Below are 21,643 nucleotides of genomic sequence, written 5' to 3'. Positions count from 1 at the left end.
CATGCGGTCACAGCGACCGTTCGAGCAGCACGGCCCCCGCCCCCGCGGTGACGACCTGGACGGCGGCAATCTGGTCCATGGGCATCGAGGTGCTCCCGCCCAGCACCGCCGGGACGCCGGTGTGCGCCGTCCAGGTCGCCACCTGGACGTGACTGCCGTCGCGGCCCACCGCCACCATCGCCAGGGTGGCGTCGGTCGCGTCGGCATCACCTGACCCCGCCCCGCCGAGGGCGTAGGCACAGTTCATGTCGATCCGGGTGCCCCACGCGCGCGGGGTGAGAGTGACTGTGGCCGACAGCGATACCGGTCGCATCGGCAGCAGCGTCACGGTCGAGGCCCGCTGAAGCATCGGCCTCAGCATGATCGCGTCGGAGTGGACTCCCACCCCCACACCGATCGCCACCACGGCCGCCGAGGCCAGCGTCGCGGTCAGTGCACGGGAGCGGCGGCGACGCAGGGCCACCCGGGCCAGCAGCTCGGCGCGCGGGACGGACATTGCCGCGGGCGCCCGCACATCGATGGCGTCGATGTAGTCCCGGTCGATCGTTGACAGCAGCGCGGGAATCCCGCCGAGACCGCTGACCGCGGCCGCGCACGGCGGACAGACCCGCAGGTGTGCCTCGAACTCGCGGCGCTCGGGATACGACAACGCGCCCAGGACATAGGCCGCGTCCCACATCGCGTAGGGGTGGGTGTCGCGCGACGACGGCGCGGGGCCGTCACACGGCGCCATCACGGAGCCTCGAGGCCATACCTTCGAGGAGCCGGGAGATGAGCATGTGCACGAAGCCGTCGAAATCGCCGCGGAACCGGGGCTCGTCGGTCACGAAGGGACGTTGCATCGACATGCCCAACAGCACGATCTCCATCAGCCGCACCGACTCGTCGATCAGGTCGGCCGGCGCGTCGGCTCCGGTGATCGTGCGCAGCAGCTCGGCGAATTGGCGGCGCTGGGTGTCACGGAACTCGAGGTACGCAGTCCTCAGGAACTCGTTGTGGTTGGCCGCCGCGCCGAACTCCACCACGAAGGTGACAGTGTCCAGGTTGTCGATGAACAGCGAATACAACAGGCCCGCCGCGTCGGCCAGGCCGTCGGGAACCGACGCCGCCTCCGTGAGCTGAGCCTCCGCGGTGGCGAACAATTGCCTGGCCACATCGTTGATGGCCGCGTCGAACAGCTTCTCCTTGGTCTCGAAGTGATAGTGCAACAGCGTCTGCGACACGTTGGCCGTCGTCGCGATCAGCCGCATCGAAGACTTCTCGTAGCCGTAGGCGCGAAAACACTGCACCGTCGCCTGCAGGATTCGTTGCCGGGCATCACCGGGCGTGGCCTCAGGCACCCCGACAAGGTCGTCCGACGAAACCGTTGGTGTCAAGATCGCTCCTCGCTCCGCCGTCGCTCTCACACTGATCGACCGGTCTGGTGTCAGACACGACTGGTGATACACGTTGGTTCAGCAGCAGACCAGGAAACCACCGCGTCCGCCGGGGATTGGCGAATTCGGCCTAGGACGACGAGATGCGGGGCTCGCTCAGGTGCAGCTCGAGCACGCGACGGACCCTGACCGTGCGGCGCAGCATCCTGCCCCATGCGAGGACGAATGCTCCCAGCACGAGCAGCGTCAGCGCGGCCAGCCACGGGTACCCGCCATGCGTGTGCACCCACATCGCCACCGCGTTCTGAGCCTGCCCGGCAGCCGAGATCACCGGATCGTCCGGGACGGTGCCGGCGCCGGCCACTCGGATTTCGTACACCCCGTAATAGGCCACGTACGCACCGACGGCAACGACCAACGCACCGCCGATCCGGTTGACGTACGGCAGGATTCGTCGCATGCGGTACACGCCGACCGGGTTGGCGAAGGCGGCGGCGATCGCGAGCACGCCCACGATCAGCGACATCCCGGCGGCGTAGACGAGATAGGTCAGCAGACCGTCGGCGAGCACGCCGTTCCGCATGCCGGCGGTGGTCACCGCGAGAAAGGGCCCGACGGTGCACGACAGCGAGGCGATCGCGTACCCGACCCCGTAGCCGACCATCGCGCCGTGCGGAACAAGCCTCCGAAGATGCCGGCCGGCCAGCGTCCAGGCACCGATGCCGATGAGCATGCCGCCGATCAGCACGGTGACGTAAGGAAGGTACTGCTGCACGGCCGCGGCCGCCGACACGGTCAACAGCCCGAACGCGCCGAACACGGTCATGAACCCCGCCACCATGTCGAGGGTGGCGACGACCGCGCGCCGCAATGCGGTCACCCGGCCCGTGCCGTCACCGCGCGCGACCAGGGTCATGTACACCGGCAGCATCGCGAACCCGCAGGGATTCAGCACGGCTATCAAGCCGGCGCCGAAGGCCAGTCCCATCAGGCCGTGTCCCACGGGCGCCCCTCTCCTCGGCGACCAGACCCGCCGTCGGTCAGGACACGAGATACCGCGTTCCCCGGTTCACCGAGCGGTCGCTAGTCGGCGTCGAGATATTGGCCGACCCGGGCCAGCGCTTCGTCGAAGACCTCCACTTTTTCGCCGCGCTTCTCATTGGCCGGCTGGGCCGCGCCGCGGCCGCCTTCGGCCTCCACGCGCGCCGCGCCCTGGCGTCGCAGCAGGCTGAAGTTCTTCTCCCGCGCCTGCCGTAGGCGGCTCTGCAGGTCCTTCAGCTGCTTGCCGTCCATCCGGGCCAGCACCTCGGGATGGCTCTCGGCGATCAACGACTCTTCCTGCGGGGTCAGGTTCACGTGGTGGTTGCTCACCGTTGATTCATAGCCGCTGTCGGCCGCCGCCGGGTGGCGAATCGCCGGGCGCATCGCCCAACCGTCACCCGGCGTTCACCTCAGTGCTTGTCGGCGGGCAGCCGGCAGCCGGTACTACCCGTGATCAGCGCTGCCTTCTGTGAGGCCAGTCGCAGCACCGTTCCGGTGTCGCTGGAGAACTGCACATCGTGGAACTCGGGCGCGTTCTGAAACACTGTGACGGTGGTCGCGCCGAGCCCGGCGGCCGCCTTCGACATCAGGTCGTAGGCCTGCTTCCAATTCTGTTCCGGGATCGGCACATCGGAGGCGTACTTGGCCAGCAGGATCTCTTGGCCCTGCGATTGTTCGTAGGGCGGGGTGCAGCCCACCCGGCCTTCGTCGAGGCGCCAGGTGAATCGCACTGCCGGGACGGCTACCGAAATCTGTTGTCCGACATCTTCGATCACCGCGATCATCGACGACTTGGTGTCCTCCAGTGACGGCAGGGAGGTCAATTCCGCGGCCGCGCGGGTGGCCTGCGTCGGATCGGTGGGTTGGTAGGGATTGCTCACGTGACATCCTGTTGCTGCTAGTGCGATGGCGATGGCGATGGCAAAGGTGAATTGTCGCGGTGTCATGACCAGTCTGCTCACTTCTGCGGAATCGGTGTGGTGCCGGCGATCACCGCGGCGATGTTGTAGCCGGTGGTGTAGAGCTGATTGTGTGTGCTGTCCCAGCGCGGATAGTCGCTGTGTCCACTTGCCGCCGCCAGCGTGCGGCCGTCGGGCACGGTCGCCGTCCCGGTCTCCAGGCGCGTGAAGTTGGGATTGGTCGCCGGGTTGGGCCCGAAGTCACCTGCGCCGGTGGCGTCGGCAGCGCCCAGGCCGGATTCGGCGAGGTAGTTGAACGGCGGCGGCAGGAACGGCGCCACCCCATGGGCGATCTTCGGGCCGTCGTACACCCATTGAATCGGGTCATCGGGGGTCTCCATCGCAAACACGTGGCCCGGTTGGAGTCCCAGCTGCTGCGGGGTGCTGGCCTCGATGCCCGGCGAGCCGTAGAACAGGGCGTTGTCGACCCCGTGGTTGCCGGGCTCTTGCAGCGCCAGCCCGGTGGTCAGCGATCCGTAGGAATGCCCGATCGCGGTCAGGTCGAGCGGGCCGTGGTGGGCAGCGCTGATCCCGTCGTAGAACCGCGACAGGTCCTGGGCGCCGGCCCTGGCGACGTCGTCGTGACTGACCTCGTACCCGCCCGACAATGAGGCTCCGATCTCATCGGTGCCCGGCACCTGCGGCGGGTCGTAGCCGATCCAGGCGATGGTGCTGACCCCTTCGCTGCCCCGTCCGGCGGCCACCAGCTGGCTCAGCGCTTCGCTGCGGACCCGTTCGGCCTCGTCGGCCATCCCGCCGATCGCGCCGTGGACGGTGGTGTTGAGACCGGGCGCGGTGACCGAGACGTGCGCGGCGTTGTCGGGGTCGCCGATCGCCACCGCGGCCCGCGCCTGACGGCCGCTGTCGGTGTCGAGCAACATCAGCTTGCGCTCGGGGTGGTCTGTGACCGCCTGGTCGACCGCGCGCAGGTCGGGCAGGTACTTCGCCCCGTTGCGTGCGCCGTCGAATTGTCGTTGCCACGCTTCATATTTCAGGCGGCCGTCGAAGATCGCGCCGGGCTTGTTCGGCGGTGGGATGTTCTGGCCGTTCGCCCAGTCCGGATGCTCGGCGGTCAAGGCATCGACCCGCCCTTGGGCGGCTTCGGCTTTCGCCAGCTGATCGGCCAGGTTAAGCCGGTTGTAGTGGTCGAAGCCGGGATGATCGGCGTCTCCCACCGGCATGCCCGGGTGGTTGCCGATGTTGTGGTCGCGGCTGTAGAGCAGATCCCGGTCCTCGGTGGACAGCTTCTCCCACAGGTCGTGGAATTGCTTGGGGTCCTCGGGCAGCGGCCGATTGAGCGCCTGCTGGAGCTCTGGATCGTTGGCGTGCAGCGACGGCGGTACCGGCGTCTTGCCGCCGGCCATGTTGATCGCGTTGGCCAGCGCGATGTCGACGGTGTTGGCCTCGGCGAGGATCGTGTCCAGGCGGGGCTGAAGCTGGGCCTGTTTGAGTTCGGCCTCCATCGGGTTGCGGATCTTCGGGCCGGGCAGCACTCGGCCGGCCACCGGGTCGATCTCCATGTCCAGCGCCTCGGCGTCTGCTTTGAGGCTGGCGAGTTCGGCTTTGATCCGGTCGATCTCATCGGCCGCCGCGCGCGCGGCGTTGGCCACCGAGAGCGCTTCGTTGCCGTGCGAATCCAGATCCTTGCGGGTCTGGCCGATCGCCTGCTTGGCAGCCTCCGCCGATTCACCTCCCCAGCTGTTGAACGCCGGCAGTGTGGCCAGCCCGTCGGCGGCGTCGAATGCCGCCTGGGCCCGGCTGTCGGCGGCGTGGAACACCTCGCGGACATCGCCGGCGTTCCAGCGTTCGATGTCGGCAACGGTCAGGGTCACGGCGACTCAGCGGTCGGTCTGGGCGGCAATCGTGTCGGCGGCCCGGGCCGGCTCCTCCAGGGCCTGGCTGTGGCGCTGCTCCATCTCGGCGAACCCCTGGGCGCTGGCGTGCAGCGCCTGAGCGTGATCGCTCAGGCGGGTGACCAGAGCCGTGGTCGTGGCCGACCACTGCCCGCAGAGGGTGGCCATCGCGGCGGCGGAGGCCCCCTGCCAGCCGGCCTGCGCGGCGTCCACCCGACCGTCGGCCGCCGCATGCTTGACCGCGACGTCTTCGCCGTGGCCGGTGACCGCCACCCCGGACGCGGCCAGATCTTCGATATTGACCTTAAGCGACATCTCGTCCCCCTTCAGAGCTGCTGAATCATGGATACCAGCAAAGACGTTGAGGACGCCAGTCTCACCCGCTGTCGCGAGGGCGGCGGTCACCACCGAGAATCGCGCGTGCACCGCCACGGCCCCGTTTGCAACGTCGCCGAAACCGTTGCTGCCGTGCGAAACGTCGCAACAACGACAGGCTCGGCAGAGACGATCAGTGTGTCGGGCTGACAGGAGCCGCCGCAGCGACCGCCTCATCCCTCGGCGGGCGCTTCGGCTCCCGGCACCCTGTCCGCCCTCCGCAACGCAAGAAGGCCAGGCCGTCTTACGACGGTCCTGGCCATTGCTTTTGTGTCGGGCTGACAGGATTTGAACCTGCGACCACTTGACCCCCAGTCAAGTGCGCTACCAAGCTGCGCCACAGCCCGCGGCGCTGCCGGGATCGCCGGCAGCAGGACGAAAGACTACCGCACCCCCCGTCTCAGACCCGAATCGGCTACAGGTGTCACACCATCAACAGCCGGTACAAGCCGATCAGCCCCACCACGACGATCACCGCGCGCAGCATGTTCGCCGACAACCGCCGCCCGTAGTGCGCGCCCAGATACCCGCCGACCAGGGACCCGGCCGCGATCAGTCCGGCAGCCGCCCAGCTCACCCGGTCGAACGCCACCACCGTGTAGCCCACGGCGGCGACGATGTTCACCAACAGCGACAGCAGGTTCTTGGCGGCGTTCATCCGCTGCATGTCCTCGGGCAGCAACGCCCCCATCACCCCGATCAGCAGGATGCCCTGCGCCGCGGTGAAGTAGCCGCCGTAGATGCCGACCGCGAACGTGCCGACGACCAGCGCTGCCATCCGCCGCGGCGACACGTGCGAGGCCGACCGTCCCGTTTCCTCCGCGCGCCGCCGCGCATACGCCTGGATCCGCGGCCCGACCACCACCAGCACCAGCGCCCCGACCAGCAGCACGGGCACGACCTGGGTGAACACCTTCTCCGGCAGATGCAGCAGCAGAAACGCGCCGATGGCCGCGCCGATCAGCGAAGCCGGGATCTGCCAGCGCAGCCGGCTCCACTGCCCACCGAGTTCCTTGCGATATCCCCACGTCCCGGACACACCCCCGGCCACCAGGCCGATGGCGTTGGACATCGTCGCCGTCACCGGCGGAAACCCGAGGGCCACCAGCGTCGGGAACGTGATCAGCGTGCCCGAACCGACCAGGGCGTTGATCGCCCCCGCCCCCATCCCGGCCAACGCGATCACGATCATGTGGGAAACGGACACCACGAAACCCTATCGGCCGGCCACCACCCGCCGCACGCCGGGCGCCGACTCACCAAAAACCTTGCACCGCAACGTCTTACCGAACAAATATGCGGGCCGGCCGTAACAGCCCTAGCCTCGAACCCTATGAGCGAGATACCGAGTACCGACGAGGCGCTGGCCGGCCTGAACATGCCACTGATCGACGCGATGATGACGCAGCGGGCCGTGCGCCGGGTCAAGCCCGACCCAGTCGACGACGCCATCGTCGCCAAATGCATCGAACTCGCGCTGCGGGCGCCCACCGGCTCCAACGGGCAGAACTGGGAGTTCATCGTCGTCAAGGACCAGCACGTCAAAGACCAGCTCGGCAAGCGCTACCGCCAGCCCTGGACGATCTACGGAGCCATCGGCCGGCGGCAAGCGGCCGGCGACGAATCGATGCTGAAGATCCTGCGCGCCGTGGAATGGCAGATCGAGCACTTCAGCGAGATCCCGGTTCTGGTCGTGCCCTGCCTGCGCGGCGGGATGCGGCTGCCCTACGTGCCGACACCCTTCGTCGGGGAAACATCGTTCTTCGGCTCGATCTACCCCAGCGTGCAGAACCTGCTGCTGGCGGCCAGGGCGATGGGCCTGGGTGCGTCGCTCATCACGATGCCGCTGTGGAACGTCACCTCGGCGCGCAAGATCCTCGGACTACCGCTGTCGGTGACCCCGGTGTGCGTGGTGCCGCTCGGCTGGCCACGCGGACGCTACGGGCCGACCACCCGCAAACCGGTCGAGGAGGTCGTGCACCTCGACACCTACGGGACGCGCTGGCTGCCGGCCTAACGGCCGCCGTGGCTGCCCGGGGCGCCGCCGGCGGGACCGGGCCCGCCCGCGTTCCAGCCCGGCTCGGCCACCTCGGCCTCGGTCAGCACGTCGCTGGTGTCCGGAATGACGGTCGGAGCACAGTTCATCGAGAAGCTGTCCTCGGTGTCAGACTCCTCGCAGGCCAGCACCCGCGGCGCCGAGCCGTCGAAGGCACCGGTGAAAACGGCGACCGCGGGCGCCGCGGCGATCATCAAGCCGGCGACCCCGTAGATCAGTCGTCGGGCGGGCACACGCGAGGCAGCAAACTCCATAGCTGGCAATCTACTGGGCGAATGCTCCACAGGCGCTTCAAACCCGCCGATCAGCGCGGCTTGAGTTTGCGCTTCTCGCGAACCCGCACGTTGATCCGGATCGGGGTGCCCTCGAAACCGAACGTCTCGCGCAGCCGGCGTTCCAGGAACCGGCGATAACCGGCCTCCAGAAAACCGCTGGTGAACAGGACAAACGTCGGCGGACGCGCGGTGGCCTGGGTGGCGAACAGGATCCGCGGCTGCTTGCCGCCGCGGACCGGGGGCGGCGTGGCCGCGACGACTTCCTTGATCCAGGTGTTGAGCTGCCCCGTCGAGATACGGGCATCCCAGGATGCCAGCGCGGTCTCCATCGCCGGCACCAGCTTCTGCACCGCCCGGCCGCTCTTGGCCGAGATGTTCACCCGCGGCGCCCACTGCAACTGGGCCAGCTCGCGGTCGATCTCCCGGTCCAGCAGGTAGCGCCGATCCTCGTCGACCAGATCCCATTTGTTGAACGCCAGTACCAACGCCCGGCCCGCCTCGATCACCATCGTCAGCACCCGCTGATCCTGCTCGGTCAGCGGCTGCGAGGCATCGATCAGCACGATCACCACCTCGGCGGCGTCGATCGCGCTGTGCGTGCGCACCGAGGCGTAGAACTCGTGGCCGGTGGCCTGGCCGACCCGTCGGCGCAAGCCGGCGGTGTCGACGAAACGCCATGTCTTGCCGCCCAATTCGATGAGCGAGTCCACCGGGTCGACGGTGGTGCCCGCGACGTCGTGCACCACCGACCGTTCGGCGCCGGCCAGCCGGTTCAGCAGCGAGCTCTTGCCGACGTTCGGCTTGCCCACCAACGCAACCCGCCGCGGTCCCCCGGCGGCGGGAGCGACCTCCGACGCCTCGGGCAGAGCGGCGATGACCTCGTCGAGCAGATCGGCGACCCCGCGACCGTGCATGGCACTGATCGGATGCGGCTCGCCGAGCCCCAGCGACCACAGCGCCGCGGCGTCGGCCTCGCTCTTCTCGTTGTCGACCTTGTTGGCCGCCAGGAACACCGGCTTGCCCGAGCGGCGCAGGATCCGCGCGGCCGCCTCGTCGCCGGCGGTCGCACCGACCGTCGCATCCACCACCAGGATCACCGCGTCGGCGGTCTGCATCGCCACCGAGGCCTGCTCGGCGACCAACTGCTGCAGACCCTTCGCATCGGGCTCCCACCCGCCGGTGTCCTGCACGACGAATCGCCGCCCGACCCACGAGGCGTCGTAGGACACCCGATCCCGGGTCACCCCGGGTAGGTCCTGCACGACGGCCTCGCGCCGGCCCAGGATCCGGTTGACCAGCGTGGACTTGCCGACGTTGGGCCGCCCGACGACGGCGACCACCGGTGGCGGCGCGAAGGATTCACCCTCGTCGTCGAAACCCTCGTCGGACAGTTCCCAGTCGCTCTCGTCCGACCAGGTGCCGTCTTCGCTCATCGCACGGCCCCGCTTCGCTGGTGGACCAACGCCAGCAGGTGGTCGACCACCTCGGCCTCGGTCATCTCGCTGGTGTCGACGATCACCGCATCCTCGGCAGGCCGCAGCGGCGACACCGCACGGGTCGAATCCAGGTGGTCGCGCCGCCGGACGTCGGCCAGCACCGTGTCGTAGTCGTCGGCCAACCCGACGGCGACGTTCTGGTCGTTGCGCCTGCGCGCCCGAGTCTCGGCCGAGGCGGTGAGGAAGATCTTCACGTCGGCGTCCGGCAGTACGACGGTGCCGATATCGCGGCCCTCGACCACCACGCTGTCCGGGCCCGATGCCAGCTCGCGTTGCAGCGCCACCAACCGGGTGCGCACCTGCGGGACCGCCGACACCGCAGACACCGCGCGGGTCACCTCGTCGCCGCGGATCTCGGCCGAAACATCCTGCCCGTCAAGGTAAGCGCGGTCGACGTCAGGGTCGTACCCCACCGACAGTGGCACATCGGAGGCCGCCGCGATCGCATCGGGATCGGTCAGGTCGACCCGGCTGCGCAGCATCGACAATGTTGCGATCCGGTACATCGCCCCGGTGTCCAGATAGCGCGCACCCAACGCGCGCGCCAATCCCCTTGACACCGAGGACTTCCCGGTCCCAGCCGGACCGTCGACCGCCACCACGACTGGACTCACAGACCTACCGCCTTGTACAAATCCCCAACTTCCTTGCGGCTCAGGGCCCGAATGCTGCCCGGCCGCTGATCGCCGAGCGTCACGTCACCGATGCTGATCCGTACCAGCGCCTCCACCGGGTAGCCGACCGCGGCCAGCAACCTGCGCACGATCCGCTTACGACCCTCGTGCAGTGTCACCCGCACCAACGTCTTGCCCGGCACCGCGTCGACCACCGCGAAGTCGTCGACCGCGGCCGGACCGTCGTCCAGTTCCACACCCGCACGCAGGGTCTTGCCCAAACCTCTTGGCACCGAACCGGTTACCGTGGCCAGATAGGTCTTGGGCACCTCGAACGACGGGTGCATCAGCCGATGCGCCAGCTCGCCGTCGTTGGTGAGCAGCAGCAAGCCCTCGGTGTCGGCGTCCAGGCGCCCGACGTGGAACAGGTTCTTGTTGCCGCGCACCCGGTGTTCCACCAGGTCGCCGACGCACGGCCGGCCACGGTCGTCGGACATCGTCGAGTGCATGCCCACGGGCTTGTTGATCGCCAGATACATCATCGTGTCGTCCAGGACGATTCGCGATCCGTCCACCCGGATGTCGGCGTTGGCGGGGTCCACCCGGGTGCCCAGTTCGGTGACGATCCGGCCGTCGACCTCGACCCGGCCGTCCATGATCATCCGTTCGGCGACCCGCCGCGAGGCAATTCCGGCCTGCGACAAGACCTTCTGCAACCGCACACCTTCTGGTTCAGGCATCGGTGTCCACATCGATCGAGATCTCCTGGTCGGCGCCGCCCCCGCTGGAGAGCTTGGCGAAACGTGGCTCACTGTCCAGGTTTTCGCTCAAGTCGTCGATCACGTCGACATCGGGCAGCAGCGGCGCGATGTCGGGCAGATCGGTCAGCGACGACAACCCCAGCCGCTCCAGGAACAGTTCGGTGGTGGCGAACGTCGTCGCCCCGGTGTCCTCGTCGGTGCCCGCCTCGGTGATCAGCCCGCGCGCCACCAGGGTTCGGATCACCGCGTCGACGTTGACGCCGCGCACCGCGCTGACCCGTGCCCGGGTCACCGGCTGGCGGTAGGCCACCACCGCCAGCGTCTCCAACGCCGCCCTGGTCAGCTTCGAGCGCGACCCGTCCAGCAGCAGGCGCTCGACGTAGGGCGCGAGCCGGGCGCGGGTGTACATTCGCCAGCCGCCGCCGGCCTCGCGAAGGTCGATGCCGCTGTCCCGGGCGGTCAGCTCGGCGGCCATCGACTCCAGCTTGGCGGTGATGCGGTACACCGGCTGCTCGGTCACCGATGCCACTGTCTCGGCGCTGACCGGAGTGTCCACCACCAGCAGCAACGCCTCCAGCACCCGGGTCAGCTCGTCGTCGTCCAGATCGGCGTGGGCGACGTCGGCACCGGAGTCCACGTCGGGTACTTCGCCTGCGTCGTCGGTCATGTTTGGTTCTGCTCTTCTTCCCACTCGGATCTGACCAGCTCTTCGTCTACCTGCCGGTCCCCGGTCCATGAAACCTGGAGCACACCAAGTGGTTCTGACTGCTCGAATGCTACCGTCCGGGCCCGATACAGTTCGAGCAGCGCCAGGAAGCGCCCGACGATCTGGATCGGCGCGTCGCAGTCGGCGACCAGCTCCTTGAACGACGCCCACTGCCCGACCCCGCGCTGCGACAGAAATTCCAGCAGCCGCTCGGCCTGCTCGGGCACCGACACCTGCGGCGCGTGCAGATGTTCGGTACCGACGGTGGGCACCGGCCGCGGAGTGAACGCGGCGGCTGCGATCTCGGCGAAGCTGACGGCGTCGACACCCAGCATCACCTCGGGAAGCAGGTCGGCGAAGCGGTCTTCGAGCGCGACCGCGCGCGGATAGCTCCGCAGCGCCGCGGCCTCCAGCTCGGCGAACATCTCGGCGACATGCTTGAACGCGCGGTACTGCAGCAGCCGGGCGAACAGCAGGTCGCGCACCTCCAGCAGCGCCAGGTCTTCCTCGTCGTGCACCTCGCCGGCCGGCAGCAGGCGGGCCGCCTTGAGGTCGAGCAGGGTGGCCGCGATCACCAGGAACGTGGTGGTCTCGTCGAGCTCGAGTTGGGGACCGATCGCGCGGGTGTAGGCGATGAACTCATCGGTCACCTGATGCAGCGCGACCTCGGTCACATCGAGGCGGTGGGCGAAGATCAGCTGCAACAGCAGATCGAACGGGCCCTCGAAGTTGGTCAGCCTGACCCGGAAGCCCTTGTCGGGCGCCGCTTCGGTCACTTGCCGAAGCGGTCGATGACCTCGCGGGCCAGCGACCGATAGGCCTGTGCGCCAACTGATTTCGGGGCCCAGGTGGTGATCGGCTCGCCGGCGACACTGGTCTCGGGGAAACGCACGGTACGGGTGATCACGGTGTCGAACACCAGATCGCCGAAGCGCTCGAGCACCCTGGCCATCACCTCGCGGGCATTGACCGTGCGATTGTCGAATCGGGTGATCAAGATCCCGCTGATCGCCAGCCGCGGGTTGAGCCGGTCACGCACCTTGTCGACGGTATCGGTGAGCAACGCCAGCCCTCGCAACGAGAAGTACTCGCATTCGGTCGGAATCACCACGCCGTCCGAGCAGGCCAGTGCGTTGACCGTGAGCAGCCCCAACGACGGCTGGCAGTCGATCAGGACGTAGTCGTAGCGGTCGAGCACCGGGTGCAGCGCCCGGGCCAGGGTCTGCTCGCGGCCCACCTCGTTGACCAGCTGAATCTCGGCGGCCGACAGGTCGATGTTGCTGGGCACGAGATCGAGGTTCTTGACCCGGGTGTTGATCAGCACCTCGTCGATGCTCACCCGCGGCTCGACCATCAGGTTGTGCACGGTCGACGCCAGCTCGTAGTGCGGCACGCCCAGCCCCGCCGACAGTGCACCCTGCGGGTCCAGGTCGACCAGCAGCACCCGCCGGCCGTACTCGGCCAGCGCCGCGCCGAGGTTGATGGTGGACGTGGTCTTGCCGACCCCGCCCTTCTGGTTGCACATCGAGATCACCTTGGCCGGACCATGCGAGGTCAACGGCTGGGGTTCGGGAATGTGTCGGGGCGGGCGGCCGGTGAGACCGATAGCGGTGTCGTCTGCCTCGTCGGTCACGCCGTGCCCCCCGTCATCAGGCGATTCTGCGGCGTGGCGGACATCCGCGAAAGTCTAACGGTGTGTCGGCGCGCCGAGAGCCAGACCCGCGACATCATGCGCGCGGATGTGCGCCGGCCCAGACCTCGCGCAGCGCGTGCACCGTGACCAGCGTGTAGATCTGCGTCGTGGTGACCGAGGCGTGTCCCAGCAGCTCCTGGACCACGCGGACGTCGGCGCCGCCGTCGAGCAGATGGGTGGCGAACGAGTGCCGCAGTGTGTGCGGGGACACCGCCGCGGAGATGCCGGCCCGCTCGGCGGCGTCCTGCAGTACCTGCCAGGCGCTCTGCCGCGACAACTGACCGCCGCGGGCATTGAGGAAGATCTTCGGCGTGCCGCGCCCCCGGCGCGCCAGCTCGGGGCGGCCGCGCACCAGGTAGGCGTCCAGCGCCGCGATCGCCGGCCGACCGACGGGCACCAGTCGCTGTTTGCCGCCCTTGCCGCGCAGCAGCACCGAACGGGCTTCGGTGTCGACGTCGTCGACGTCCAGCCCGACCGCCTCCGAAATCCGGGCCCCGGTCGAATACAGCAGCTCCAGCAGGGCGCGGTTGCGCAGGGTCAGCGGACCGTCCGACGGGCTGTCGCCGCCGGCGCCGTCGAGCAGGGCCAGTACCTCGTCCAGGGTCAGGCTCTTGGGAAGCCGACGGCTGGGGGTGGGTGGCTTGACCGCTCGGGCAACGTCGACGCCGATGATGCCCTCGGCGGCGGCGAACCGGTGGAAGCCGCGCACGGCGATCAACGCCCGCGCGGCCGAGACCGCCGACAGCGGCACCGCGCCGGTCTCGGGATCGCCGCGACGGAGGGCCACCAGGAAGTCACTGACGTCGTTCTCGGTCGCGTTGGTCAGATCGTCGATGCCGCGCAGCGTGAGGTGTTCGACGTAGCGGCGCAGATCGCGCCGGTAGGAGCTGATCGTGTTGGCGGCCACCCCGCGCTCGATGGTGAGGTGGTCGAGGTAGCCCTGCAGCTGTGCGTCCAGCGCGGCTGCCCGCACTGTGGTCATGAGCCGGCCTTGCCCGCGGCGAACGCCGTCGGCCGGTCGGGGAACGGCTGGTCGACCGACCGCGCCGGTTTGCCGTCCACGATCACCGCGTGCGCGGCCAGAATGCCCGCCGCAGCAGTGGAATTCACGATGTCGCCGGCCAGCACCTGTCGCACCGCGTCGGCGATGCCAACCCAGTGCATCTCCATGTCGGCTTCTTCGTCGTGGCCGTCGGGACGCCCGACATCGGTGAGGTCGCGGGCCAGATACACCCGCAGCGCCTCGTCGCTGAACCCCGGCGAGGACACCAGGTCGACCAGCACGTCCCACCGCCGCGCGGTGAATCCGGTCTCCTCGCGCAACTCCCGCGCCGCCGCCACCGCCGGATCCTCCCCCGGCTCGTCGAGCAGTCCGGCCGGCAACTCCCACAGCCGGCGCCCGATCGGGTGCCGGTATTGGTAGACCATCGCCACCCGGCCGGCTTCGTCGACGGCGGCGACCGCCACCGCGCCGTAGTGCTCGACGATCTCCCGCTTGGCTACGTTGCCGGCGGGCATGCGGACCTGGTCGACTCGCAGAGCGAGAATGTTTCCGCGATAAACGGTTTCGGAGGAGACAGTCTCGAACTCGTGCTTAGCCACGTGATGAGTGCTCTGGAACCTGTTCGGCCAGCGGTTGCGCCGGGTGTTCCTTGCCGTTGGAGTGCTGTTCGGGAATCTCCACCGGCAACCGCTCGGCGGCCTTGTAGTCGATCGCCGCGCCCACGAATGCGACGAACAGCGGATGCGGACGGGTGGGCCGGCTCTTGAGCTCCGGATGCGCCTGGGTACCGACCAGGAACGGATGCACCTCGCGCGGGTATTCGACGAACTCCACGAGGTGACCGTCGGGGGAAGTACCCGAGAATCGCAGCCCGCTCTGCGCGATCCGGTCGCGGTAGGTGTTGTTGACCTCGTAGCGATGCCGGTGCCGTTCGGACACATGCGTCGAGTCGTACGCCTCGGCGACGATCGATCCGGCCTCCAGCGTTGCCGGGTAGGCGCCCAGCCGCATGGTGCCGCCCAGATCGGCCTCACCGGCCACTGCGTCGCGCTGATCGGCCATCGTGGAGATCACCGGATCCGGTGTGCCCGGATCGAATTCGGCGGAATTGGCGTCGGTCAGGCCGACGGATCGGGCGGCCTCGATCACGATGCACTGCAATCCGAGACACAACCCGAGCACCGGCAGCCCGCGGTGACGGGCGTGGCGGATCGCCCCGATCTTGCCCTCGATGCCGCGGATGCCGAAGCCACCGGGGATGAGCACCGCGTGCACGTCGTCCAGGGCAGCGGCCGCACCGCTGTCGGTCTCGCAGTCGTCGGAGGCAACCCAGCGCATCTCGACCTTGGCGCGGTGGGCGAAACCGCCGGCGCGCAGCGCCTCGGCCACCGACAGGTAGGCGTCGGACAGGTCGACGTACTTGCCCACCAAGGCGATTCGGACGGTTTCCTTCGGCTCGTGCACCCGGCCCAGCAGGTCGTTCCACTGCGTCCAGTCGACGTCGCGGAAGGGCAGGTTCAGCCGGCGCACCACATAGGCATCGAGTTCCTCGCGGTGCAGCACCTTCGGGATGTCGTAGATCGACGGTGCGTCCGGGGTGGAGATCACCCCGTCGATGTCGACGTCGCACATCAGCGCGATCTTGTTCTTCAACGGCTCGGGTACATCGCGGTCACAGCGCAGGATCAGGGCGTCGGGGCTGATACCGATGCTGCGCAGCGCCGCCACCGAGTGTTGGGTGGGCTTGGTCTTCAGCTCGCCCGACGGCGCCAGGTAGGGCACCAAGGAGACGTGCAGGAAGAAGCAGTTCTCCCGGCCGACCTCGTGGCGGACCTGACGGGCAGCCTCCAGGAACGGCAGCGACTCGATGTCGCCGACCGTGCCGCCGATCTCGGTGATCACCACGTCGGGACGGGCACCGGAGGCGTCCGGCTCGGCCATCGCCAGGATGCGGCCCTTGATCTCGTCGGTGATGTGCGGGATCACCTGCACGGTGTCGCCGAGGTACTCGCCGCGGCGCTCCTTGGCGATCACCGACGAATACACCTGACCGGTGGTCACATTGGCCGAACCCGACAGGTTGCGGTCCAGGAAGCGTTCGTAGTGCCCGACGTCGAGATCGGTTTCCGCACCGTCCTCGGTGACGAACACCTCGCCGTGCTGGAACGGGTTCATCGTTCCGGGATCGACGTTGAGGTAGGGGTCGAGCTTCTGCATCGTCACCTGCAGACCACGCGCGGTGAGCAGCTGACCGAGACTGCTCGCTGTGAGGCCCTTGCCCAGGGATGAAACGACCCCGCCGCTGACGAACAGATGCTTGGTGGCGGTCTGCGGGTGCTTACGCAGTGGTGGCAAGAGCAACCTCCGTGACGACGGGCAGGGGATCGCTGTGAACTAGCTGGGGCCTGCCGACCCACGGAATCTCACCCTAACACCGACGCCGACAAGGCGGCGCTAACACGCCCGTGGCCTTCGTTACCCCTGGGTTACCCCGGCGCTCACTGCGGGACGGTGACCGACGTCGCGCCGGGACCCGTGCCGAACTTGCCGGGCGACCCGCCGTTGATCAGATTCTGCAGCGCCAGCACGGTCGTGATGCGGCCGGACTCGACGCTGATGTCGTCGACGGTGGTCACGTCGGCCGCCATCCCGGCGTCGGCGCGGGCGACCGCCACCGCGGCCGTTCCGCCGGCCGATCCGTCCCGGCCGGCCAGAACAGTGCCCGATCCGTGCGGCGCCATCCCCGCGGCGAACCGCGCGACCGTTGAGCCCTGGTTGCCGGCATCGTCGCCGAGTGCTCCCCCGGTCACGATGACGGCCGTGTTGGCCGCGCCGACGTGTTCGCCCTGGTAGGTCAGGAAGCCGGTGTCGCGCAGTGCGGCGAGCACGGTGTCCCGCTGGGTGTCGTCGGCCGGTTTGACCGCGGGGTTGCGGTTGATCAGCAGTGTGATGCCCAGCAGATCCCCGGCTTGTGAGCCCTGGTCGACCAGTGTCGTGCTCAGCTGGGCGCCGGCGGGCACGATCGAGGAGTTCACCACCGACCGCAGCTTCTCCGCCGCGTTCGCGTCCACGAACTCCTTCGTCAGCTCGACCGTCCCGGTCACCGAACCTCCGGCCTGGCCCACGATCCGGTTCATCGCCGCGACGTCGTCGTTGTCGGCGTCGGGGGTGCGGAACAGCACCACGGACTTGCCCGCCAACGCGTCGCGCACGATCCGCCCCGACATCTGGGTATCGAAATCGCTGGCTGCAGCGAGCTTTTCGTTCAGCGCATTGCGCTGATCGGTCAGCACGGTGATCTGTTTGTTGAGGTCTTGTTTCTCACTGCGCAGACCCGACAACAGGGTGTCGGACAACACACCGGAGCCCAGGAACACTCCGACCGCCAGGGCAAGGAACACCGCAGCCAGCGAGATGGCATGGTGGCGTAGCGAAATCACAGCGATGAGCCTTTCTGCTCTACGCCTAGGTCACCCAGCTCTGCACCCACAGCGAGAACTGGTTCCAGTAGGTCGCGATCCAGTCGATGACGAACGTGTCGGCCCGCGAGACCCACAGCGCGGCGATGATCGCGAACAGCACCGCCAGGATCAGCATCGCGATGGCACCACCGGAGATGTGGTTGCGGTACAGCGTGGCAACGGCTTTCGCATCGACCAGCTTTTCGCCCACCTTCAGCCGGGTGAGGAAGGTCGACGGGTTGCTCTGCTGGCGGGACCGGTCGAAGAACTCCTCGATGCTGGCGGAATGACCGGCGGTGACGATCAGCGAGGCACCGTGGTGGTCGACGAGCAGCAGCGCCAGGTCGGCGGCCGAACCGGCGGCCGGGAAGGTCATCGCCCCGATGCCCAGGTCCTGGATGCGCTCGAGTCCGTTGGCATGTCCGTCGGAGTCGGCGGGCAGCACCACCTGCGCGCCGCTCTTGAGCACATCGGCACTCATCTGGTCGGGGTTGCCGACGATCAGCTGCGGCCGGTACCCGCACTTTTGCAGGATGTCGGCGCCGCCCTCCACACCGACGAGCACCGGCTGGTACTCCTTGATGAACGGCTTGAGCGCCTTGAGGTCGTCCTCGGCGCCCGCGCCGTCGGCCACCACGACCACGTGCCGGCGGTAGACGTCGACGTCGATCTCCGGGATGCCGATCCCGTCGATCAGCAGCGGGCTCTCGCTGCGGATGAACTCGATGGTGTTGCCCGCGAAGGCTTCCAGGTGCGCGACCAGCCCGGTCTTGGCGTCCTGCATGAGGTCGGCGATCTCTTCGTCGCTGCGCTCCACACCGTGCACCAGGCGGCGATCGCCCGCGTACACCCCGCCGTTGTGCAGCCGGATCTTCGCACCGTCCTTGATCTTCTTGAAGACCTCGGCGCCTGCGCTGTCGATGAGCGTGATGTTGTTGGCCACCAACACCTCCGGGCCGAGGTTCGGGTAGCGACCCGAGATCGACGGGGAGGCGTTGACGACACCGGCGATGTTGGCGTCGACCAGCGCGTCGGCGGTCATCCGGTCCAGGTCGAGGATGTCCAGCACGACGATGTCGCCCGGGCCGACCCGGCGCAGCAGGCGATCGATATCGCGGTCGACGCGGGCCGTACCCGTGACGCCTGGTCGTGCACCGGTATTACGCGAGAGAAGCCCTGACATCTTCATGGGCCGATTCTGTCGGCGACCGGGCCGATATCCGCGGAGGCGCGCCGTAACACCAGCCCCACAAGTCACATCTTGTCACAGAAGTAACACGGTTTGGCTGCGCCGGGATACGGTCGACGGATGCCGTGGACCCGCCCGCTGTTGGTCGTCGCGGGTTTCGGCGCCGCGCTGCTCGGCGGTGCCGGCCTCGCCCATGCCGACGAGTCCCCCGGCGCCGCGCCGAGTCGGTCGAGCGAGGCCACGCACTCGGTAGGCCACTCCCGCAAGCCGACGACGGCCAAGCCCGCCAGACCACGTCCCGCAGCCCTGGCCGTGACGCGACGCGAGTCCGCCACCCTGGCGGGACCGGCCCCCCGGCCTGAGCCTGCGGCCCCACCGACGCCCGCATTCGTCACTGCCGCCACGAGGTGGCTCGGCGAGTTCCACGAACACCTGACCGGCACCCCTGAGGCGCATCCGACGGCTGCCGACGCGACGTCGACTCCGTACGGCCGGCTCGGTAAGTGGATGCTCACGCCCACCGGCAGGCTCGCCGACTGGCCCAGCCAGCAATATCCCTTCGCGACGCTCTACCAGCCGATCAACCTGGTCATCATCGATCCGACGTCCAGCACTGCCTCGGAATCGGCACAGAAGGTCAACGCCGCGCTGACCGCGGCCACGTTCCCCGCGCAGCAGATTCACGGCACCGGATACCGAAGCACCATCGACGGCGTGGTCTACGGCCAGCAGCCCAGCGGGACGCTCGAAGCCTTCGCCAATGCGCACTGGCTGCTGCCCAACGACCATGGCCGGGTATTCGGGCCCGCGCCGGGACCGGACGGCGCCGGGTACGTCTGGACCGCCTCGTTCAGCCGCGAGCAGACCGGGCTGTTCTACGTGATCCCCACCCACGTGTTCGTGTCATTCACCAAGGCCCGCGACGCAGTACGGGCCGGGCTGCTGAGCACGGGAGCCACCGATCTCGGCGTGATCGACATGGACAACGACTTGGCCGGGCGCACGACAACCACCGGCGATCACGACGGATACGCCGTGGTGATCAGATTGGCCTAAGTCGATCGACGGGCGCTCACGCGTCCGGCTGTCGGTCCCGGTCGTCGTGGGCGGCCGCCAGCAGCTCGCGGGCATGGGCGCGGCCGGTGTCGGACTCCCCCAACCCGGCCAGCATCCGGGCCAGCTCGGCGACTCGCTGTTCGGTGTCCAGGCGCCGTACCTCGCTGGTGCCGTTGCCGGCGCTGTCGACCACCAGATGGCTGTCGGCGTAGGCGGCCACCTGCGGCAGATGGGTGACCACGATGACCTGATGGCTGCGCGCCAGCCGGGCCAGCCGCCGGCCGATCTGGACCGCGGCCCGGCCGCCGACACCGGCGTCCACCTCGTCGAACACCATGGTGGTGCCTTCTGCCGACGCGGCCAGCACGACTTCCAGCGCCAGCATGACGCGGGACAGCTCACCCCCGGACGCGCTCTTGTTCAACGGCAGCACATCACTGCCGCGGTGCGCGGTGAAGCCGAACTCGACCAGGTCGATACCCTCGGCACCGGCGTGCACGGTCTCCCCCGAAGGCAACCGCAACGGGGCACTGTCGTCCTCGCGGGCGGGCATCGGCGACACCGCGACGGTGAAGTCGGCGTGGGTCATGGCCAGCCCGGTGAGCTCGGCGGTGATCGCCTTCGCCAGCCCCTTGGCCGCCTTGACCCGGGCCTTGGACAGTTCCAGCGCCGCGGTGGCCACCTGCGCGGCGAACTCGTCGACCCGTCGGGCCAGCCCCGCCAGGGCGTCCTCGGAAACATCCAGCTGGGCCAGCCGCTGCCGGGACTGCGCGGCCCACGCCAGCACACCGTCGACGTCGGCGGCGTACTTGCGGGTCAGACTGCGCAGCTCGGCCTGCCGGGCCAGCTTGGCCTCCAGCGCGCTGGCGTCGTCGGGCAGATCGCCCAGGAAGTCGCCGAGCTCGCGGGCGACGTCACCGACGACGGTCAATACCTCGGCAAGCTGACGTGCCAGCGCACCGAGCGCCGGATCGTCGGTGGATTGCAGCAAGGTCACCGCCCGACCCACGGTGTCGGTCGCCGCATGCGGTTCGCCGTCGCCTAGATCGTCGCCCGCCGACAGGTTCGCCCGGGCGCCGGCGACCGCCTCGCGCAGTGCATCGAGTTCGGAAAGCCTGCGGATGTCGGCGACCAGGGCCTCGTCCTCGCCCGGCGCCGGGTCCACCCCGTCGATCTCGGTCAGGGCGAACTTGAGCCGGTCGGCCTCCTGGGCAAGCTCGCGGGCGCGGTTGGTCCGGTCGACCAGGTCGCGGCGGGCGAGCTGCCACTGATCGCGCAGCTTGCGGTAGCGCTCCACTTTGGCGTCGACGCCGGCGAACCGGTCCAGCGCGGCGCGCTGCTCGTCTGGGCGCATCAACCGCAGCTGGTCATTCTGCCCGTGCAGTGTCAGCAGTCCGGTGGTGAACGTGGTCAGCGACTTCGCGGGCACGCTGCGCCCGCCCAGGTAGGCCCGGGATGGGCCGTCGCGGCTGACCGAGCGCAACGCGATGATGCTGCCGTCGTCGTCCCGCTCGGCGCCGGAGGAGTCCAGGATCTCGTCGATCTGCGCGGCGGTCGCGGCGTCGAGGTCGGCGGTGGCGAACCGGCCTTCCACGACGGCCCGGGCGGCACCCGAGCGCACCCGGCTGGCGTCGGCGCGTGCGCCGCCCAATAGGTGCAGACCGGTCACCACCATCGTCTTGCCGGTACCGGTTTCACCGGTCAGCACGGTCAGACCGCGGTCGAACTC

At 68.7% G+C, this 21,643-nt stretch carries 23 protein-coding genes and 1 tRNA gene; 2 read left to right on the top strand and 22 right to left on the bottom strand.

All coding sequences use genetic code 11. The features are described 5' to 3' along the window. Nucleotides 1-7: 7 nt before the first annotated feature. From MSZK_RS00120 to MSZK_RS00080, 9 genes are all read right to left on the bottom strand, one after another. On the bottom strand, nt 8-733 hold the full coding sequence (locus MSZK_RS00120; RefSeq protein ID WP_099243588.1) for a zf-HC2 domain-containing protein: 726 nt from the start codon (nt 731-733) through the stop codon (nt 8-10). Continuing rightward, nucleotides 720-1,340: a TetR/AcrR family transcriptional regulator gene (locus tag MSZK_RS00115; RefSeq protein ID WP_233211039.1), complete on the bottom strand. Its 621-nt coding sequence runs from the start codon at nt 1,338-1,340 to the stop codon at nt 720-722. Before MSZK_RS00115 ends, MSZK_RS00120 begins: the two co-directional genes overlap by 14 nt. 166 nt (nt 1,341-1,506) lie before the next feature. Then, entirely contained in the window at nt 1,507-2,379 is an 873-nt protein-coding gene (locus MSZK_RS00110) for a cytochrome c biogenesis CcdA family protein (RefSeq protein WP_099243584.1), read from the bottom strand. 80 nt (nt 2,380-2,459) lie between these two features. After that, nucleotides 2,460-2,801: a hypothetical protein gene (locus tag MSZK_RS00105; RefSeq protein WP_233211038.1), complete on the bottom strand. Its 342-nt coding sequence runs from the start codon at nt 2,799-2,801 to the stop codon at nt 2,460-2,462. 26 nt (nt 2,802-2,827) lie between these two features. Then, complete coding sequence (locus MSZK_RS00100; RefSeq protein WP_158230530.1) at nt 2,828-3,298, bottom strand: LppA family lipoprotein; 471 nt, start codon at nt 3,296-3,298, stop codon at nt 2,828-2,830. Nucleotides 3,299-3,375: 77 nt separating this feature from the next. Next, a complete protein-coding gene (locus MSZK_RS00095; protein WP_233211037.1) occupies nt 3,376-5,208 on the bottom strand; it encodes an alpha/beta hydrolase in 1,833 nt (610 codons plus the stop codon). Nucleotides 5,209-5,214: 6 nt separating this feature from the next. Beyond that, nucleotides 5,215-5,544 carry a WXG100 family type VII secretion target gene (locus MSZK_RS32230; RefSeq protein WP_158230529.1) on the bottom strand — a complete coding sequence of 110 codons (330 nt, stop codon included), beginning with the start codon at nt 5,542-5,544 and terminating at the stop codon, nt 5,215-5,217. Nucleotides 5,545-5,877: 333 nt separating this feature from the next. Beyond that, nucleotides 5,878-5,951 (bottom strand) — tRNA-Pro (locus tag MSZK_RS00085). 77 nt (nt 5,952-6,028) lie between these two features. Continuing rightward, a complete protein-coding gene (locus tag MSZK_RS00080) occupies nt 6,029-6,811 on the bottom strand; it encodes a sulfite exporter TauE/SafE family protein (protein ID WP_099243578.1) in 783 nt (260 codons plus the stop codon). 126 nt (nt 6,812-6,937) lie between these two features. On the opposite strand from MSZK_RS00080, the gene MSZK_RS00075 reads away from it, so the two are divergent. Then, the gene (locus MSZK_RS00075; RefSeq protein WP_099243576.1) at nt 6,938-7,621 is read left to right on the top strand and encodes a nitroreductase family protein; all 684 of its coding nucleotides are present in this window, start codon (nt 6,938-6,940) and stop codon (nt 7,619-7,621) included. On the opposite strand, the gene MSZK_RS00070 is transcribed toward MSZK_RS00075, so the two are convergent. From MSZK_RS00070 to steA, 12 genes are all read right to left on the bottom strand, one after another. Beyond that, nucleotides 7,618-7,914 carry a hypothetical protein gene (locus MSZK_RS00070; protein ID WP_099243574.1) on the bottom strand — a complete coding sequence of 99 codons (297 nt, stop codon included), beginning with the start codon at nt 7,912-7,914 and terminating at the stop codon, nt 7,618-7,620. The two genes, MSZK_RS00075 and MSZK_RS00070, sit on opposite strands and share 4 nt — an antisense overlap. 50 nt (nt 7,915-7,964) lie before the next feature. Beyond that, complete coding sequence (der, locus tag MSZK_RS00065) at nt 7,965-9,368, bottom strand: ribosome biogenesis GTPase Der (RefSeq protein WP_099243572.1); 1,404 nt, start codon at nt 9,366-9,368, stop codon at nt 7,965-7,967. Continuing rightward, nucleotides 9,365-10,045, bottom strand: coding sequence for a (d)CMP kinase (gene cmk / locus MSZK_RS00060; RefSeq protein ID WP_099243570.1), 681 nt, complete (start codon nt 10,043-10,045; stop codon nt 9,365-9,367). The genes der and cmk overlap by 4 nt, the downstream gene beginning before the upstream one ends. Beyond that, nucleotides 10,042-10,785 (bottom strand): pseudouridine synthase, encoded by a 744-nt coding sequence (locus tag MSZK_RS00055; RefSeq protein WP_099243568.1) that lies wholly within the window; start codon nt 10,783-10,785, stop codon nt 10,042-10,044. The genes cmk and MSZK_RS00055 overlap by 4 nt, the downstream gene beginning before the upstream one ends. Further along, a complete protein-coding gene (gene scpB, locus MSZK_RS00050; RefSeq protein WP_099243566.1) occupies nt 10,778-11,473 on the bottom strand; it encodes an SMC-Scp complex subunit ScpB in 696 nt (231 codons plus the stop codon). Before scpB ends, MSZK_RS00055 begins: the two co-directional genes overlap by 8 nt. Next, nucleotides 11,470-12,288 (bottom strand): segregation/condensation protein A, encoded by an 819-nt coding sequence (locus MSZK_RS00045; RefSeq protein WP_099243564.1) that lies wholly within the window; start codon nt 12,286-12,288, stop codon nt 11,470-11,472. Before MSZK_RS00045 ends, scpB begins: the two co-directional genes overlap by 4 nt. Then, nucleotides 12,285-13,145 (bottom strand): ParA family protein, encoded by an 861-nt coding sequence (locus MSZK_RS00040; RefSeq protein ID WP_099243562.1) that lies wholly within the window; start codon nt 13,143-13,145, stop codon nt 12,285-12,287. The genes MSZK_RS00045 and MSZK_RS00040 overlap by 4 nt, the downstream gene beginning before the upstream one ends. A 94-nt stretch (nt 13,146-13,239) precedes the next feature. Continuing rightward, the gene (gene xerD / locus MSZK_RS00035; protein WP_099243560.1) at nt 13,240-14,187 is read right to left on the bottom strand and encodes a site-specific tyrosine recombinase XerD; all 948 of its coding nucleotides are present in this window, start codon (nt 14,185-14,187) and stop codon (nt 13,240-13,242) included. Beyond that, nucleotides 14,184-14,807, bottom strand: coding sequence for an NUDIX hydrolase (locus tag MSZK_RS00030; RefSeq protein ID WP_099243558.1), 624 nt, complete (start codon nt 14,805-14,807; stop codon nt 14,184-14,186). The genes xerD and MSZK_RS00030 overlap by 4 nt, the downstream gene beginning before the upstream one ends. Further along, nucleotides 14,800-16,554: a CTP synthase gene (locus MSZK_RS00025; protein WP_199203137.1), complete on the bottom strand. Its 1,755-nt coding sequence runs from the start codon at nt 16,552-16,554 to the stop codon at nt 14,800-14,802. The genes MSZK_RS00030 and MSZK_RS00025 overlap by 8 nt, the downstream gene beginning before the upstream one ends. A 152-nt stretch (nt 16,555-16,706) precedes the next feature. After that, nucleotides 16,707-17,648 carry a copper transporter gene (locus tag MSZK_RS00020; RefSeq protein ID WP_099243553.1) on the bottom strand — a complete coding sequence of 314 codons (942 nt, stop codon included), beginning with the start codon at nt 17,646-17,648 and terminating at the stop codon, nt 16,707-16,709. Between the two features lie 25 nt (nt 17,649-17,673). Next, nucleotides 17,674-18,858: a putative cytokinetic ring protein SteA gene (steA, locus tag MSZK_RS00015; RefSeq protein ID WP_099243551.1), complete on the bottom strand. Its 1,185-nt coding sequence runs from the start codon at nt 18,856-18,858 to the stop codon at nt 17,674-17,676. Nucleotides 18,859-18,978: 120 nt separating this feature from the next. Here steA and MSZK_RS00010 point away from each other — a divergent pair, with 120 nt between their 5' ends. Further along, a complete protein-coding gene (locus MSZK_RS00010) occupies nt 18,979-19,914 on the top strand; it encodes a hypothetical protein (RefSeq protein WP_099243549.1) in 936 nt (311 codons plus the stop codon). A gap of 16 nt (nt 19,915-19,930) precedes the next feature. Here MSZK_RS00010 and recN read toward each other — a convergent pair. Beyond that, nucleotides 19,931-21,643: DNA repair protein RecN (gene recN / locus MSZK_RS00005; RefSeq protein ID WP_099243547.1), on the bottom strand; the 1,713-nt coding region annotated here is incomplete at its 5' end.

Source organism: Mycobacterium sp. shizuoka-1, assembly GCF_002723835.1.
Classification (GTDB): Bacteria; Actinomycetota; Actinomycetes; order Mycobacteriales; family Mycobacteriaceae; genus Mycobacterium.
The sequence above is the reverse complement of the archived record's forward strand: the minus strand, read 5'-3'. Positions and strand labels throughout refer to the sequence as shown.